Origin of the sequence: Pseudarthrobacter phenanthrenivorans (assembly GCF_000813845.1) — a bacterium.
In the GTDB taxonomy this organism is placed as follows: domain Bacteria; phylum Actinomycetota; class Actinomycetes; order Actinomycetales; family Micrococcaceae; genus Arthrobacter; species Arthrobacter phenanthrenivorans_B.
Genome location: NZ_JWTB01000004.1, coordinates 79,913 through 94,051 on the forward strand (window position 1 = coordinate 79,913; position 14,139 = coordinate 94,051).

General features: G+C 68.3%; 15 protein-coding genes. 9 read left to right on the forward strand and 6 right to left on the reverse strand.

The genetic code is table 11. The features are described 5' to 3' along the window. Positions 1–151: 151 nt before the first annotated feature. Genes RM50_RS01630 through pdhA form a run of 3 tightly spaced genes read right to left on the reverse strand, consistent with a single transcriptional unit; the run spans position 152 to position 4,019 of the window. Positions 152–1,666, reverse strand: a complete 1,515-nt coding sequence (locus RM50_RS01630) for a dihydrolipoamide acetyltransferase family protein (protein ID WP_043449250.1) — start codon at positions 1,664–1,666, stop codon at positions 152–154. Between the two features lie 2 nt (positions 1,667–1,668). Beyond that, positions 1,669–2,796, reverse strand: a complete 1,128-nt coding sequence (locus tag RM50_RS01635; protein ID WP_043449253.1) for an alpha-ketoacid dehydrogenase subunit beta — start codon at positions 2,794–2,796, stop codon at positions 1,669–1,671. Beyond that, positions 2,793–4,019 carry a pyruvate dehydrogenase (acetyl-transferring) E1 component subunit alpha gene (pdhA, locus tag RM50_RS01640; protein ID WP_043449255.1) on the reverse strand — a complete coding sequence of 409 codons (1,227 nt, stop codon included), beginning with the start codon at positions 4,017–4,019 and terminating at the stop codon, positions 2,793–2,795. The genes RM50_RS01635 and pdhA overlap by 4 nt, the downstream gene beginning before the upstream one ends. A 160-nt stretch (positions 4,020–4,179) precedes the next feature. Here pdhA and RM50_RS01645 point away from each other — a divergent pair, with 160 nt between their 5' ends. Both RM50_RS01645 and RM50_RS01650 read left to right on the forward strand, forming a co-directional pair. Beyond that, complete coding sequence (locus tag RM50_RS01645; protein ID WP_043449375.1) at positions 4,180–4,641, forward strand: Lrp/AsnC family transcriptional regulator; 462 nt, start codon at positions 4,180–4,182, stop codon at positions 4,639–4,641. Positions 4,642–4,702: 61 nt separating this feature from the next. Then, positions 4,703–5,146: a YdeI/OmpD-associated family protein gene (locus RM50_RS01650; RefSeq protein WP_043449258.1), complete on the forward strand. Its 444-nt coding sequence runs from the start codon at positions 4,703–4,705 to the stop codon at positions 5,144–5,146. A gap of 171 nt (positions 5,147–5,317) precedes the next feature. Here RM50_RS01650 and RM50_RS01655 read toward each other — a convergent pair whose 3' ends face one another. Together RM50_RS01655 and RM50_RS01660 are read right to left on the reverse strand one after the other, a co-directional pair. Next, positions 5,318–5,530 (reverse strand): hypothetical protein, encoded by a 213-nt coding sequence (locus tag RM50_RS01655; RefSeq protein ID WP_043449261.1) that lies wholly within the window; start codon positions 5,528–5,530, stop codon positions 5,318–5,320. 589 nt (positions 5,531–6,119) lie between these two features. After that, a complete protein-coding gene (locus tag RM50_RS01660) occupies positions 6,120–7,049 on the reverse strand; it encodes a lipid kinase (protein ID WP_043449377.1) in 930 nt (309 codons plus the stop codon). 261 nt (positions 7,050–7,310) lie between these two features. Here RM50_RS01660 and RM50_RS01665 point away from each other — a divergent pair, with 261 nt between their 5' ends. Continuing rightward, the gene (locus RM50_RS01665; protein ID WP_052259883.1) at positions 7,311–8,072 is read left to right on the forward strand and encodes a glycosyltransferase family 2 protein; all 762 of its coding nucleotides are present in this window, start codon (positions 7,311–7,313) and stop codon (positions 8,070–8,072) included. Between the two features lie 58 nt (positions 8,073–8,130). On the opposite strand, the gene idi is transcribed toward RM50_RS01665, so the two are convergent. Next, positions 8,131–8,682 (reverse strand): isopentenyl-diphosphate Delta-isomerase, encoded by a 552-nt coding sequence (idi, locus tag RM50_RS01670; protein WP_043449264.1) that lies wholly within the window; start codon positions 8,680–8,682, stop codon positions 8,131–8,133. A gap of 23 nt (positions 8,683–8,705) precedes the next feature. Here idi and RM50_RS01675 point away from each other — a divergent pair, with 23 nt between their 5' ends. Genes RM50_RS01675 through RM50_RS01700 form a run of 6 tightly spaced genes read left to right on the forward strand, consistent with a single transcriptional unit; the run spans position 8,706 to position 13,896 of the window. Beyond that, entirely contained in the window at positions 8,706–9,773 is a 1,068-nt protein-coding gene (locus tag RM50_RS01675) for a polyprenyl synthetase family protein (RefSeq protein ID WP_052259884.1), read from the forward strand. Beyond that, a complete protein-coding gene (locus RM50_RS01680; protein ID WP_082006931.1) occupies positions 9,770–10,684 on the forward strand; it encodes a phytoene/squalene synthase family protein in 915 nt (304 codons plus the stop codon). The genes RM50_RS01675 and RM50_RS01680 overlap by 4 nt, the downstream gene beginning before the upstream one ends. A gap of 5 nt (positions 10,685–10,689) precedes the next feature. Beyond that, positions 10,690–12,306: a phytoene desaturase family protein gene (crtI, locus tag RM50_RS01685; protein ID WP_043449267.1), complete on the forward strand. Its 1,617-nt coding sequence runs from the start codon at positions 10,690–10,692 to the stop codon at positions 12,304–12,306. Beyond that, positions 12,303–12,644 carry a lycopene cyclase domain-containing protein gene (locus RM50_RS01690; RefSeq protein WP_043449270.1) on the forward strand — a complete coding sequence of 114 codons (342 nt, stop codon included), beginning with the start codon at positions 12,303–12,305 and terminating at the stop codon, positions 12,642–12,644. The genes crtI and RM50_RS01690 overlap by 4 nt, the downstream gene beginning before the upstream one ends. After that, positions 12,641–13,036 carry a lycopene cyclase domain-containing protein gene (locus RM50_RS01695; protein WP_052259885.1) on the forward strand — a complete coding sequence of 132 codons (396 nt, stop codon included), beginning with the start codon at positions 12,641–12,643 and terminating at the stop codon, positions 13,034–13,036. Before RM50_RS01690 ends, RM50_RS01695 begins: the two co-directional genes overlap by 4 nt. After that, positions 13,033–13,896, forward strand: a complete 864-nt coding sequence (locus tag RM50_RS01700) for a prenyltransferase (protein ID WP_043449273.1) — start codon at positions 13,033–13,035, stop codon at positions 13,894–13,896. The genes RM50_RS01695 and RM50_RS01700 overlap by 4 nt, the downstream gene beginning before the upstream one ends. The last annotated feature ends 243 nt before the right edge of the window (positions 13,897–14,139 follow it).

Below are 14,139 nucleotides of genomic sequence, written 5' to 3' on the forward strand. Positions count from 1 at the left end.
CCCTATCCCCTTGTCCGGTCCACCCTACGGGCTGCCCGTCAGCCGGTCATGAGTACCGGGTACTCATGTTTCCGGATCCTCACCCGGAGCGGGCACCCCGGGTACCTGTTTTGGCTCAACAGACCCTGGGCAACCCGCCCCGTCGGGGGGCTTAGAGGTCGAGCAGCAGCCCCTGCGGGTTTTCGATCGCATCGGCCACGAAGCGAAGGAAGCCGCCGGCCGTTCCGCCGTCGCAGACGCGGTGGTCGAAGGTCAGGCTAAGCTCGGTGACCTTGCGGACGGCCAGTTCGCCGTTGACCACCCACGGCTTGTCGATGATCCTGCCCATGCCCAGGATGGCCACTTCCGGGTGGTTGATGATCGCCGCGGACCCGTCAACGCCGAACACGCCGTAGTTGTTCAGCGTGAATGTTCCGCTGCCCAGCTCCGCCGGGGTTGCCTTGCCGTCGCGGGCCACCTGGGTGAGGCGGCGGATCTCGGCGTCCAGTTCCCGGGCGCTGAGCTTTTCGGCGCCGCGGACCGAGGGCACCACCAGGCCGCGGTCGGTCTGGGCGGCGAAGCCCAGGTTGATGCCGTCGAACGACACGATCTCCTGCGACCCGTCCCCGGATGTTTCGATCCGGGTGTTCAGTTCCGGGTACTTCTTCAGCCCCGCGGTGACAAACCGGGCGATGAAAGCCAGCAGCCCGGGGACTTCCGCGCCCGTGGCCTTGAGGCCTTCGCGCAGGTCCAGCAACGCCGTGGCGTCCACGTCCACCCATACGGTGGCTTCGGGGATCTCGGAGCGGCTGCGGGCCATGTTCGCCGCAACCGCCTTGCGGACGCCCCGGACGGGGGTCCGCGCGGAGATGGCGAGGCCGGTGCGGGCGTCACGGTCCCGCGGTTCTGCGGACTCAACCGGAGCCGACGGCGCTTCAACAGGTTCGGCTTGAGGCGCGGCTTCCGGTGCTGCCGCCGGCGCAACCGTCCGCAGGGCGGCCTCCACGTCTCGGCGCATGATCAGCCCGCTGTCGCCGGACCCGGAAATCTCCCCGAGGTCCACGCCGTGCTCCCGCGCCATCCGACGGACCAGCGGTGAGATCACGGCGCCAAGCTTTCCGGGCACCCGGGTACGCAGGAGCGCGAGCTCGTCTTCCTTGGACAACTCGGGAGCAGCGGAGTCGGCACGGTCAGCCACCGCCACAGAAGACTTCCGGGCACGGGTACGCCGTGCAACGCCATGCCCACCGGGAGTTCCATACCCGATCAAAACATTTCCAGATCCAGCTTTTTCTTCCTCCCGGTACGTTTCCGCCTCAGCTGCCGCGGATGATGCCGCCCCGGGAGTGGCTTCGGGCCTTCCTGAGCCGGCAGCATCGTCCGCAGGACGAATGCTGTCCGGCGAAGGGGCGGGGGCGGCATCATCCGCGGCAGCGCCAGTAGAGAGCGGCGTCACCGAGATCAACGGCTTCCCCACGTCAATGGTCTCCCCCGGCTTCCCGTGCAGTTCGGCCACGATCCCGGCGTAGGGTGAGGGCACCTCGACGGCGGACTTGGCGGTTTCCACCTCGGCGATCGGCTGGTCGACGGCGATCTCGTCCCCAACCGAAACGTGCCAGGAAATCAGTTCGGCTTCGGTGAGGCCTTCGCCCAGGTCCGGCAGCAGAAATACGCGTGGTTCTGTCATGGTCAGTTCTCCCACTGAAGGTCGTCAACGGCGTCGAGGATGCGGTCCACGCCGGGCAGGTAGTACTTCTCGAGTTTGGGCGCGGGGTACGGGACGTCGAACCCGGTGACGCGGCGGATGGGGGCGGCCAGGTAGTGGAAGCAGCGCTCCTGCACCCGGGCCACAATCTCGGAGGACACGGACGCGAAGCCGTGGGCCTCGGCGATGACCACGGCACGGCCGGTCTTCCGCACGGACGCGCAGACGGTGTCGTCGTCGAACGGGACGATCGTGCGCACGTCAATGACTTCCAGCGAGCGCCCTTCCAGCGCCGCGGCTTCGGCGGCGGCCAAAGCAGTGAGCACGGAGGGACCGTAGGCAATCAGCGTCGCGTCGGTGCCGGGACGCGCGACGGCGGCCCTCCCCTCCGAGGTGCGTCCCGCCGTCGTGCCTTCCATGGAAGCAGCCTCCTCGTGGAGGCGCCGCAGCTCACCGAGGTCCACCGAGTCCTTGGTCCAGTACATCTTCTTGGGTTCCATGAAGACGACGGGATCGTCGGAGTCGATGGCTTCGCGGAGCATCCGGTAGCCGTCCGCCACGGTGGCCGGGGTGTAGACCTTCAGGCCGGCGGTGTGGGCGTAGTAGGACTCGGAGGAGTCGCAGTGGTGCTCCACGCCCCCAATGCCGCCGCCGTAGGGGATGCGGATGACCATCGGCAGCTTCACGGCACCCTTGGTGCGATTGTGCATCTTGGCCACGTGGCTGACGATCTGCTCGAACGCCGGGTACGCGAACGCGTCGAACTGCATCTCAATGACGGGGCGCATGCCGTTGATGGCCATGCCCACGGCCATGCCGACGATGCCGGACTCGGCCAGCGGGGTGTCAAAGCAGCGCTGCTCCCCGAACGTGGCGGTGAGCCCGTCGGTAATGCGGAAGACGCCGCCCAGCATGCCCACGTCCTCGCCGAACACCAGGACCGAGGAGTCCGCATGCATGGCGTCGGCCAGCGCGGTGTTCAGGGCTTTGGCCATGGTGACGGGCTGGGGACCGGATGCTTCGGCGGTCGCCGCGGCGGTGGCGGCGGCCCGGGCGGTGGCGGCGCTGACGTTGCCGTTGGCCTCGGACGAGGTGGTGATGGTGGGGCTCACTTGCCGGCCTCCTTTGAATCAGTAGCTGCTGCATCGCGGGCAAGCTCGTCGGCCAGCATGGCGGACTGCTCTTTCAACTGCGGCGTCTGCCGGGCGAAGACGTGGCGGAACAGTTCCTGCGGGTCCACGGGGACGTCCTCGCTGAGGCCCTCCCGGAGCTGAGCGGCAACCGCCTCGGCGTGCTCACGGATCCGCGCCTCGCCGTCGTCATCCAGCAGGCCCCGCTCGGTGAGATACACCCGCATCCGGTTGACCGGATCCTTGGCCCGCCACTCCGCAACCTCGCTGTTTTCCCGGTAGCGGGTGTCGTCGTCGGCATTGGTGTGGGCCTGCATGCGGTACGTGTTGGCTTCCACCAGCAGCGGCCCCGAGCCCTCGCGGGCGAGCTTCACGGCGCGGTCCAGGACGGCGAGGAGGGCCACGACGTCGTTGCCGTCCACGCGTTCGCCCGCCATGCCGTAGCCCACGGCCTTGTGCGCCAGCGACGGCGCCACGGACTGGTGCGCCAGCGGCACCGAGATGGCGTACTTGTTGTTCTGGACGAAGAAGATCACCGGCAGGTGGAAGACGGCGGCGAAGTTGAGGGCTTCATGGAAGTCACCTTCGCTGGTGGCGCCGTCACCGCACATGGCCAGCACCACGGTGTCCTCGCCGCGGAGCTTGGCGGCGTGCGCAACCCCGACGGCGTGCAGCAGCTGGGTGGTCAGCGGCGTGCACTGGATGCCCACCTTGTATTTGAGGGGGTCGTAGCCGCCGTGCCAGTCGCCGCGGAAGATGGTCATCACCTGGACCGGATCCACGCCACGGGTCATCACGGCCACGGCGTCGCGGTAGGTGGGGAACATCCAGTCGGCGTCCGAGAGGCACAGTGCCGCGGCCACCTGGCACGCTTCCTGGCCGTGGCTGGAGGGGTAGACGGCCATGCGGCCCTGCCGGACCAGGGCGGAGTTCTGGTCGTTGACGCGGCGTCCGACGACGAGCTGTTCGTAGGCTGCCAGCAGTTCACCATCACCGGGCACGGGGTATTCGTGGCCGGGCTGGGTGCCCTGCTCACCTTCTGGGATGAGCCGGCCGTCCGGATCCACCATCTGGATCTGGTGCCGGGCGGGGAGCATGTAGTCCTCCACCGTGATGCCGAACTTCTTCACAGCTTCCGTCAGCGCATCGTCTGCGGGTGCGGTGCTGGCGGTGTCCGGCGCGGTGTGGTCTGCGGAGATCGTCATTGGTCCGTCCTTCGGTAGCCACTATTCCCTCCCAGTATTGTCCTGAGGGAGGTTTCGTATCCAGTACCTGCGCGGATCGTGGAGAAGCTGCGCTGAAGTGCCTACTATGGAAGACGATTTGTAACTGTGACGCGCATTACCGACGGGAGCCGTGGACAAAATGGCGGGCAAGGATGCGGCGGCTGAGGTTCCGCTGGATGAGATCGATCGGCGCATCATCAGTGAACTCACCCGGGACGGCCGGATGTCCGTGACGCAGGTGGCGGAGAACGTGCACATTTCGCGGGCTCATGCGTATTCCCGGATTGCCCGGCTGACCGGCGACGGGGTGCTCACCAGGTTCACGGCACTGGTGGATCCCATCAAGGCGGGGCTGAAGTCCTCCGCCTACGTCACCCTGAAGCTGAAGCAGGATTCCTGGCGCGAACTCCGGGACCAGCTGGGCGCCATCCCGGAAGTGCACCACATTGCCCTGGTGGGCGGCGACTTCGACGTGATCCTGCTGGTGCGGGCCGTGGACAACATCGACCTGCGCCGGGTGATCTTCGACCAGCTCCAGACCATGCCCGGCGTGCTGGACACGCAGACGTTCCTGGTCTTCGAGGACGTAGATACGCGGTAAGACCGGATGATGTCCGCGTGCCCGCGCGTGATTGCCCCTCAAACGGCCGCATACTGTGGACATGAAATTCACCACCACCATCCAGGGCAGCGGCAACACCACAGGCATCGAGGTACCCGACGAGGTAGTCAGCGCCCTGGACGCCGGACGCCGGCCGCCGGTGGTGGTCACGATGAACGGCGCGAGCTACCGCAGCAGCATCGCCGTGATGGGCGGCAGGAACATGGTCAGCCTGAGCGCCGCCAACCGGCAGCTCACCGGGGTCGCGGCCGGCGATACGGTGGAGGTGGGCCTGGAACTGGACACGGAACCCCGGGTGGTGGAGGTTCCCGAGGACCTGGCCGCCGCCCTGGGGGCCGAACCCGAAGCGAAGGACTTCTACGGCACGCTTAACTACAGCAGCCAGCGCCGCTACGTTGAGCCCATAGCCGATGCGAAGACCCCTGAAACCCGCTCACGCCGGATCGCCAAGGCGATAGAAGACCTCAAAGCGAAGAAAAAGTAGGCGCACGGCAGCAACCCGGCGGCCACGCGGCCCAGCTGCGGCAGGGCCCTGAGCGTATGGAACGCAGCGCCACACTGCTGGACACTACGCCCTTTTATCAGTGTACTTACTATCTCCGCGATTGTAAGGGGAAGCAGGCGTGCGTCAGCGCTGCTTCCCGCCCAGCCGGCGCTACCCCTGCTCAGGTATCCAGTAGGGGGCATCCACTCCCGCACCGGTCAGGTTGTCGCAGCGGACCAGCTGGGTGCCGATGCGCTCCAATGGACAGTCAACGTAGGTATTGAGGACCTCGTCGTCATAGCCCGTGGTTGCGGCATCGGGCAACGGAATGAGGAAGAGTGCCGGGAAAACGGCAGCAAAAACCGGGACGTGGCGCTTGAACACGGCTGGGCTCCTTGAATTCAGCAAGGAAGGTTTGGGGGGCAGCCCGTCCAGGACCTGGGCGGGTGCAACTGGATCCCCCAGCCGATTCCAACATGCGAGTTCCGCCAGCGCGGGACTCTCCGGCAGACCCAAGGTACACCGGCGCCGCTCCCGCCAATAAGGGTGGCCGCACCCCAAATAGAGCCAACGGGCTACCCCAACGACAAGGCCCGGCTACCCAAACGGCGAGGGGTAGTGCATTGGGGAATCCCCTCGCTGTGGCCCATAAATCGCCGTGCCGCACAAATGACCGTGCCGCCATAACCTGTCCCTGCGAAAATTGAGGCGACCTTGATGCATTCTTGACCAAATCCGCGCAAGTCCTTGAGGCATGCCATCCACAGTGATGCGTGAAGGACGGGAGCGCAGCTTGATGCACCTGGGTACTGGGCCCAGCACCCCGCGCCTGCGTCGGATAAAACCGATGGTCTCAGTTGCCTGGCGGCGCTAAGCAATCGCGCCGCCAGGCAACCACCCCCATTCCACAAAAGCCAGGGGCCTGCAGCGGAGGCACGGATCAGCGTCGATCCGAAAAAGCTGCCAGGCCCCACTATCCGTCCAGCACCGCCGCGCTGCTGTGCCGCGGCACCACGACGTGTAAGGCGTTGCGCTCCACGGTGAAGTCTGCCGGCGTCACCGTGGCGATCTCGCCGTCGAGGTTCACCGGCAGCGGCGGCTCGGTGACCAGCCTGGCGTGCTGGGTGGTCAGGTGGTGGACACCGTCCCGCTCCACGAAGCTGCCGTCCTTGAGCAGCCGGGCGATCCGTACATGCTCCCTGAGCGGCGCTCCCGGAATGGCATAGATATCCAGGGTGTGGTCGTCGATTCCTGCGGTGGGCGAGACCGCGTTGCCGCCCCCGTAATGCCGGCCGTTGCCTATGGCCACCTGCAGCATGTCGTCGAGTTCCAGCGTTCCGTGGTCCCCGTTGGGGAATTCGAGGCGGGCCCGGAATGGTTTGTGCCGGGCATAGGCGCGGACCGCCGCAACAGGGTACGCCAGCGGCCCGAGTGACCGCTTCAGGCGCGGGCTGAGGCTTTCGGTCACCCCCACTGACAGGCCCACGGACGCGACATTGAGGAACGGCTCGCCGTTCACCCGCCCAAGATCGATGTCCACTACCTTCCCGTCGGCGAGCGCCGCGCACGCCGCGTCCAGGCCGGCGGGGATCTCCAAGGTGCGGGCCAGGTCGTTGGCGGTTCCCAGTGGAAGGACCCCCAGAACGATCCCGGTTCCGGCGAGCCGGCCGGCGGCAAAGGAGACGGTGCCGTCACCACCGCCCACCACCACCAGGTCATGCCCGGCGGCAACCACCTGCTCCAGGGTCCCGGCCAGGTCGGCGCCGGACCGGACGTGGTGCACGGCGGAAATTGGCAGGCCTGCCTTCTGCAGCTTGCCCACCGCCAGCTCCGGCGCAGCCCCCAGGCGCGCCCCCGCATTGATCACCAGCGCAGCGGAGTCCGCATCCCGGGCAGCTTTCATGGGGACCATCCTAGGTGGGTGGAGCTGGGAGGTTCCTGACGGGTCACTTCCTGCGGCGCACCACCAGCACGATGTACAGGGCGGCGGCCACGGCCACCAGAGCCCCGATGCTGACCCCTGCGCTTGGACCGTCCATGCCGGAACTCCTTTGCAACCTCATGGCTCATCGACATCACCAGCCTACGTCCGGCCCGGCGGCAGCCGCCGCTCCGCGAAGTCGCAACCGCGGAAAGACATTGCGAAACCGATTAGCATCGGGGCATGCCGTCCCTGTCCGTGGTCATCCCGTGCAAAGACGACGCCGAATTCCTCGAGCACTGCCTCCAGGCCCTGGCGTCCCAGACCATGGCGCCGCTGGAGATCATCGTGGTGGACAACAACTCGGCGGACCACACGGCGCAGACCGCCGCCGCGCACGGCGCCCGCGTGCTCCACGAGGCCGCCCCCGGGATCACCGCCGCGGCGTCCGCCGGCTACGACGCGGCCCGCGGGGACGTCATTGCCCGGTGCGATGCGGACACTGTTCCGCCGCCGGACTGGCTGGAGCGCATCGCCGCCCGCTTCGACCGGGAGCCGGACCTGGCGCTCCTTTCCGGGCCCGGGGTCTTCTACGGCACCGGCCGGATCCGCAGCCGGCTCGCCGGCATCGCCTACATCCAGGCCTACTTCGTGCTGATGGGTGCCGCGATGGGCCACTGGCCGCCCTTCGGCTCGAACTGCGCCTTCCGCCGCCGGGACTGGGAGGGGGTCCGCACCCGGGTGAGCCGGCTGGACCAGGACGTGCACGACGACGTCGACCTCGGCTTTGCGCTCGACCCCACCCAGCGCACGGCCTACGACAGCTCGCTGCAGGTGGGCATTTCGGCCCGGGCTCTCGCTGGCGGAGCGGCGGCGAGGCTGCGCTTCAAACGCGCCTTTCACACTCTGGCCGTGCATTGGCGGCAGGCGCCGCCGTGGGAGCGCTGGAACCGGACCCTGGACGCGAAACGCGGGCGCCGCCGTCGGACGTCACCCCCAAGCTGATCCCGGGAACACGAGCCTGGCCCGGGAACCCAGCCAACGACCTATGCCAACCAACGACCTATGCCGGGCCGAAGCGCTCCGGGTACAGCAGCGGCAGCTGCAGGGTGAGCCAGGGGCTGAATGCCCAGGGCGTGGCGGCCACGGCGGCGGTGATCAGGGCAGGATCGGTCCACTGCCATTCCATGACCTCGTCGGCACGGGGCTGCAGCGGCGACGCGGCACGGGCCGTGAAGACGGGGCAGATCTCGTTTTCCACTATGCCGGAGGCATCCACGGCGCGGTACCGGAAGTCCGGCACCTTCAGTTCCACCTGGTCCAGTTGCAGGGCCAGCTCGTACTCCCCCCGGCGCCGCACAGCGTCCTCAATGTCCTCCCCGGGGGCAGGATGGCCGCAGAAGGAATTGGTCCAGACGCCGGGCCAGGTCAGCTTGGACAAGGCGCGGCGGGTGATGAGGATCCGGCCGTCGGCATCGTACACGTGGGTGGAAAAAGCCAGGTGCAGCGGGGTGGCGGATGAATGCACAGAGGCCTTGTCCTCCACGCCGACCGGTGACCCGTCGTCCGCGGCCAGGACCACCTGCTCTGCCTCTGCGTTCAATTGCCCTCCCATGGGTGCCCGTGTTTACTTTACCTATGGATATGGGGACCACGCTGGCGCACACCGATGACGGCCAACTGGTCAATGAAGTTCTGGATTCGTTCTTCACGCAGGCCAAGGCGAGGGCCGGTGCCATGCACCCGCAGTACCTCCGCCTGTGGCAGCACCTTGAAGCCTGCACGGTGGGCGGCAAGCGCTTCCGCCCGCGGCTGGTCATGACCGTGTACTCCCTGCTGGGTGGCCGCGACAGGAAGGCGGCAGCCACCGTGGCCGCGTCCTTCGAACTCCTGCACACCGCCCTGATCGTGCACGACGACGTGGTGGACCGGGACTTCACCCGCCGCGGTATCCCCAACCTCGCCGGCACCTACCGCAGCCTGGCCGCGGACCAGGGCGGCGACGCTGACCGTGCCGAGCACACCGGCATGTCCGCCGCGGTGATCGCCGGCGACCTTGCCCTCTCCAACGCCTACCGCCTCCTGGCGGACGCCGCTGCGGCACCGGACACGCGGCAGCTGCTGGGCGACCTGCTGGACGAGGCCGTCATGGCGTCCGCGGCCGGTGAGCTCCTGGACGTGTTGGCCCCGCTGGACCCGAATCCCCAGGCGGTGGACGAGGTCCTCGAGATGTCCAAGCTGAAGACGGCCGTGTACTCCTTTGACGTACCGCTGCGCGCAGGGGCCGTCCTGGCCGGAGCGGAGCAGGCGCTGGTGGACGCCCTGGGCGAGTTCGGGCGGATCATCGGGACCGCGTACCAGGTGGCGGACGACCTGGTGGGCGCGTTCGGCGACGAGTCGCGGACCGGCAAGACAGGCTGGGGCGACCTGCGCGAGGGCAAGCGCACGGCCCTGATCTCCTACGCGGCGCAGCAGCCCCACTGGACCCGCATCCAGGAACTGCTCTCCCGGGACCTCACGGCCAGGGACGCCGCCGAAATCCGCGAACTGCTGGTGGCGTCCGGGGCACGGGACAAGACCCTGAAGCTTGCCGCCGACCTCACGGAGCGGGCGCTGGACGTCCTGGTCCAGCCGTTGGTGCCGCTGGTGCTGCGCGACGGCCTCTCCCCGCTGTCCCGCCTGGTGACCGAACGCATGGGCGCATGAAGCGGGACCGCGACGCGCTGGCCGACTATACGGCTGCCGCCCTCAAAGCCTCCGGCGTGGTGTTGCGCGCCTACTCCAGTTCCTTCGGCCTGGCGTCCCGGCTGTTCGACGACGGCGTGCGCCGGCAGGTGGACTCCGTGTATGCGCTGGTGCGGGTTGCCGACGAGATTGTCGACGGCGTGGCCTCCGCCGCGGGCCTGTCCCCGGATGACAGCCGGCGGCAGCTGGACGGGTTTGAGCAGGAGACCGAACACGCGCTGGCCACCGGCTACAGCACCAACCTGGTGATCCACGCCTTCGCGGACACTGCCCGCCGGACCGGCATCGGCACCGACCTCACCCGCCCCTTCTTTGCCTCCATGCGGGCGGACCTGGAGCAGGTGGAGCACACCGAGGAGTCCTTCACCCGGTACGTCTACGGTTCGGCGGAGGTGGTGGGCCTAATGTGCCTGCGGTGCTTCCTGTACGGGCATCCGGTGGCTGCGGAGGAACGGGCCCGGCTGGAGCGCGGTGCCCGGCACCTGGGCGCAGCGTTCCAGAAGATCAACTTCCTCCGGGACCTGGCCGAGGACTTCACGTCCCTGGGCCGCAGCTACTTCCCGGGCGTCTCGCCGGCCAATTTCGATGAAGCCCACAAGATACGGCTGCTGGCGGACATCGACCACGACCTGCACGAGTCCCGTGCGGTTCTGCGCGGCCTGCCCGCGTCCAGCCGGCTGGCGGTGGCCCTGGCCCAGGAGCTCTTTGCCGAGCTCGCCGAGCGGATCCGCGTCACGCCGGCGCCGGACCTGATCAACGCCCGGATCAGCGTGCCCACGCACGTGAAGCTGCGGATCGCCGCCGCGGTGTTCACCGGCCGCCGGGGCCTGGAACCCGCAGGCCCCGGCCCGGCGCCGGTGGCAGCACAATGAGGAGGATGCCCGCACGCGCCGGGCAGGCGGTGGTGGTCATCGGCGGCGGCATCAGCGGATTGGCGACGGCGGCCCTGCTCGCCACCGAGGGGCACCAGGTCACCATCCTGGAGAAGCAGGAAGCCCTGGGCGGCCGCGCCTACACGTTCAATGAGGACGGTTTCAGGTTCGACGCCGGGCCCTCCTGGTACTTGATGCCGGAAGTCATCGACCATTACTTCCAGCTCCTGGGCAGCTCCGCGGAGCAGGAACTGGACCTGGTGAAGCTGGACCCGGGCTACCGGCTGATCTCCGAGGGAGCGGGCGGACCGGTGGACGTGCCGGCGGGACGCGCCAAGGTAGTGGAACTGTTCGAGCGGCTGGAGCCCGGCGCCGGCGCCCGGCTGGAGCAGTACCTGGACTCCGCCGCCGAAACCTACACCATGGCCAAGCGCCGGTTCCTGTACCCCACGTTCCAGTCGTTCGCCCCGCTGTTGACGCCCGACATCCTGGCCCGGCTCCCCCGGCTTGCCCGGCTACTGCTGGAGCCGCTGCACTCCTACGCCAAACGCTATGTCAGCAACCCCAGCCTGCAGCAGATCCTGGAGTACCCGGCGGTGTTCCTGGGCGCCTCACCGTTCACCGCGCCCAGCATGTACCACCTGATGAGCCACCTGGACCTGGACGTGGGCGTCTCCTACCCCATGGGCGGGTTCGCCCGGCTGGTGGAGGCGCTGGAACGGCAGGCGCGCGGGGCCGGGGTGGCCATCCGGTCCAACACGGAAGTCCTGGCGATCGAAACGGTTCCCACCGGCTCCCGGCGCCGCCCCGCGGCCGTGCGCGGGGTGCGCTGCCGCACCGGTGACGGCGCGCAGGAAAGCCTGGCGGCCGACGTCGTTATTTCCGCTGCTGACCTGCACCACAGCGAAACTGCCCTGCTCCCCCGCCACTTGCAGACCTACCCCGAGCGGTACTGGTCGCGGCGCACCGCCGGACCCAGCGCGCTGCTGCTCTACCTGGGCGTGCGCGGCGGGCTGCCGCAGCTGGAGCATCACACGCTGCTGTTCACCGCGGACTGGGAGAAGAACTTCAGGGCGATCTTCGGGAAGGACACGTTCATCCCGGAGCCGGCGTCGATGTACGTCTGCAAGCCCAGCGCCACGGATCCCGGGGTGGCGCCGGAGGGGCATGAGAACGTGTTCGTGCTGGTCCCCATCCCGCCGGACCCGGGGCTGGGCGGCAGCGGCGACGAGACGCTGGAGAAAGCCGCCGACGCCGTGATCGGCCAGCTCAGCGAGTGGGCGGGCATCCCGGACCTTGCGGAACGCATCGTGGTGCGGCGGATGTACGGTCCGGCGGATTTCGAGCGTGACTACCACTCGTGGAAGGGCACCTCGCTGGGGCCGGCACACACGCTGCGGCAGAGTGCGTTCTTCCGGGCGGGCAACGTCAGCCGCAAGGTGCAGGGGCTGTACTACGCCGGGGCGTCGACCATTCCGGGGATTGGCATTCCGATGTGCCTGATCAGCGCCGAACTGGTGGTCAAGCGGCTGCGCGGGGACACCAGCACGGGCCCGCTCCCGGTGCCGTTGCGTCCGGCCATGGCGGAGCGGGGAACCCTGCCGGACGGCACGCCGGCATGACGGCGGCGGCGTACCTGGTGTTCCTGCTGGCGTCGCTGGGCTGCATGGTGCTCCTGGACCAGCGGCTGCGGTTGTTCTTCTGGCAGGACGCGCGCCGGGCGGCCGTGGTGCTCGCCGCGGGGCTGGCGTTCTTCCTGGCCTGGGACCTGGCAGGCATCGGGCTGGGCATCTTCTTCCGCGGGCACAACAAGACCATCGGGATCGAGCTCGCCCCGGAGCTGCCGCTGGAGGAACCGGTGTTCCTGCTGTTCCTCTGCTACCTGGTGATGAACCTGTTCCAGCTGTTCCGGCGCTTCCTCGAAACCCGGTCACTCCACCCCGGGAAGGTGGACTCTTGAGCTACTGGGCCCTGAACGCGGTGTTCCTGCTCGTTGCCCTTGCTGCCGGAACCGCCGCAGCCTTTGCCCTCAAAGGCCGCGCCCGCAGCCTGGCCCTCGCGGCGGCAGGCGGGACGGCCGCCGTCGTCCTGGTCCTCACGGCCGTGTTCGACAACCTGATGATTGCCGCAGGCCTGTTCACCTACGCCCCGGACATGATCTCCGGGGCCCTGCTGGGCCTGGCCCCGCTGGAGGACTTCGCGTACCCGGTGGCCGCCGTGCTGCTGCTGCCGGCGCTGTGGATCCTGCTGGAGCGGAACTCCAAAACCGCTCCGCCGAAGACCCGCAGTTCCAAGACCCGCAGTTCCAAGACCAGCACGCCCACAGACCGAGCGCCAAAGGGGCGGCCATGAAAACCTTCCGGATGCTCCTGCTCTCCTCCCGCCCGCTGTCCTGGGTGAACACGGCCTACCCGTTCGCCGCCGCGTACCTGCTCACGGCACGGGAAATCGACCTCGCCTGGGTGATCGGGACACTGTACTTTCTGATCCCGTACAACCTGGCGATGTACGGCATCAACGACGTGTTCGACTACGAATCCGACCTCCGAAATCCGCGCAAGGGCGGCGTGGAGGGAGCGGTCCTGGACCGGACCATGCACGCCATCACGCTCCGGGCGGCGATCGGCACCAACGTGCCCTTCCTGGTGGCGCTGGTGATCCTGGGCAGTCCGCTGTCCTGGCTGGTGCTGGCCATCAGCATTTTCGCGGTGGTGGCGTACAGCGCGCCCGGGCTGCGGTTCAAGGAGCGGCCGTTCCTTGATTCGGCCACGTCCAGCACGCACTTCGTCAGCCCGGCAGTGTACGGGCTGGTGCTGGCGCAGGCACAGTTCACGGCCCCGTTGTGGGCGCTGCTGGGGGCGTTCTTCCTGTGGGGCGTGGCCAGCCATGCGTTCGGCGCGGTGCAGGATGTGGTGGCGGACCGCGCGGGCGGCATCGGCTCGATCGCCACCGTGATCGGCGCCAAGGCCACGGTGCGGTTCGCCGCCCTGGCATACCTGGTCAGCGCCGCGCTGCTGCTGCTCACCCCGTGGCCCGGACCCCTCGCGGCCCTGCTCCCGCTCCCCTATGCGCTCAACATCCTCCCTTTCGCGGGCGTGACGGACGAGGACTCCGAGCGGGCCCACCGCGGCTGGGAGCGGTTCCTGTGGCTGAACTACGTCACCGGGTTCCTGGTCACCATGCTGCTGATCTGGTTCGTCTCGGTGCGGTAAGCAGGCACACTGGGTTGGCAAGGTACGACGGCGGCCCGGCAGCTTCCGCCGCGCATCCGCCTTCCCGACGCGCATCCTCGCCACCGACGCGCATCGCCACCTGCGACGCGCATCCGGCTTCCCGACGCGCATATTCGCCACCGACCCGCGCACTCGCCACCGACGCGCACCTCCACCTGCGACGCGCATATTCCTTTTCGCGACCCACATTTGGTGCGCGCCAGGGAATCTGGGCCGCACAGA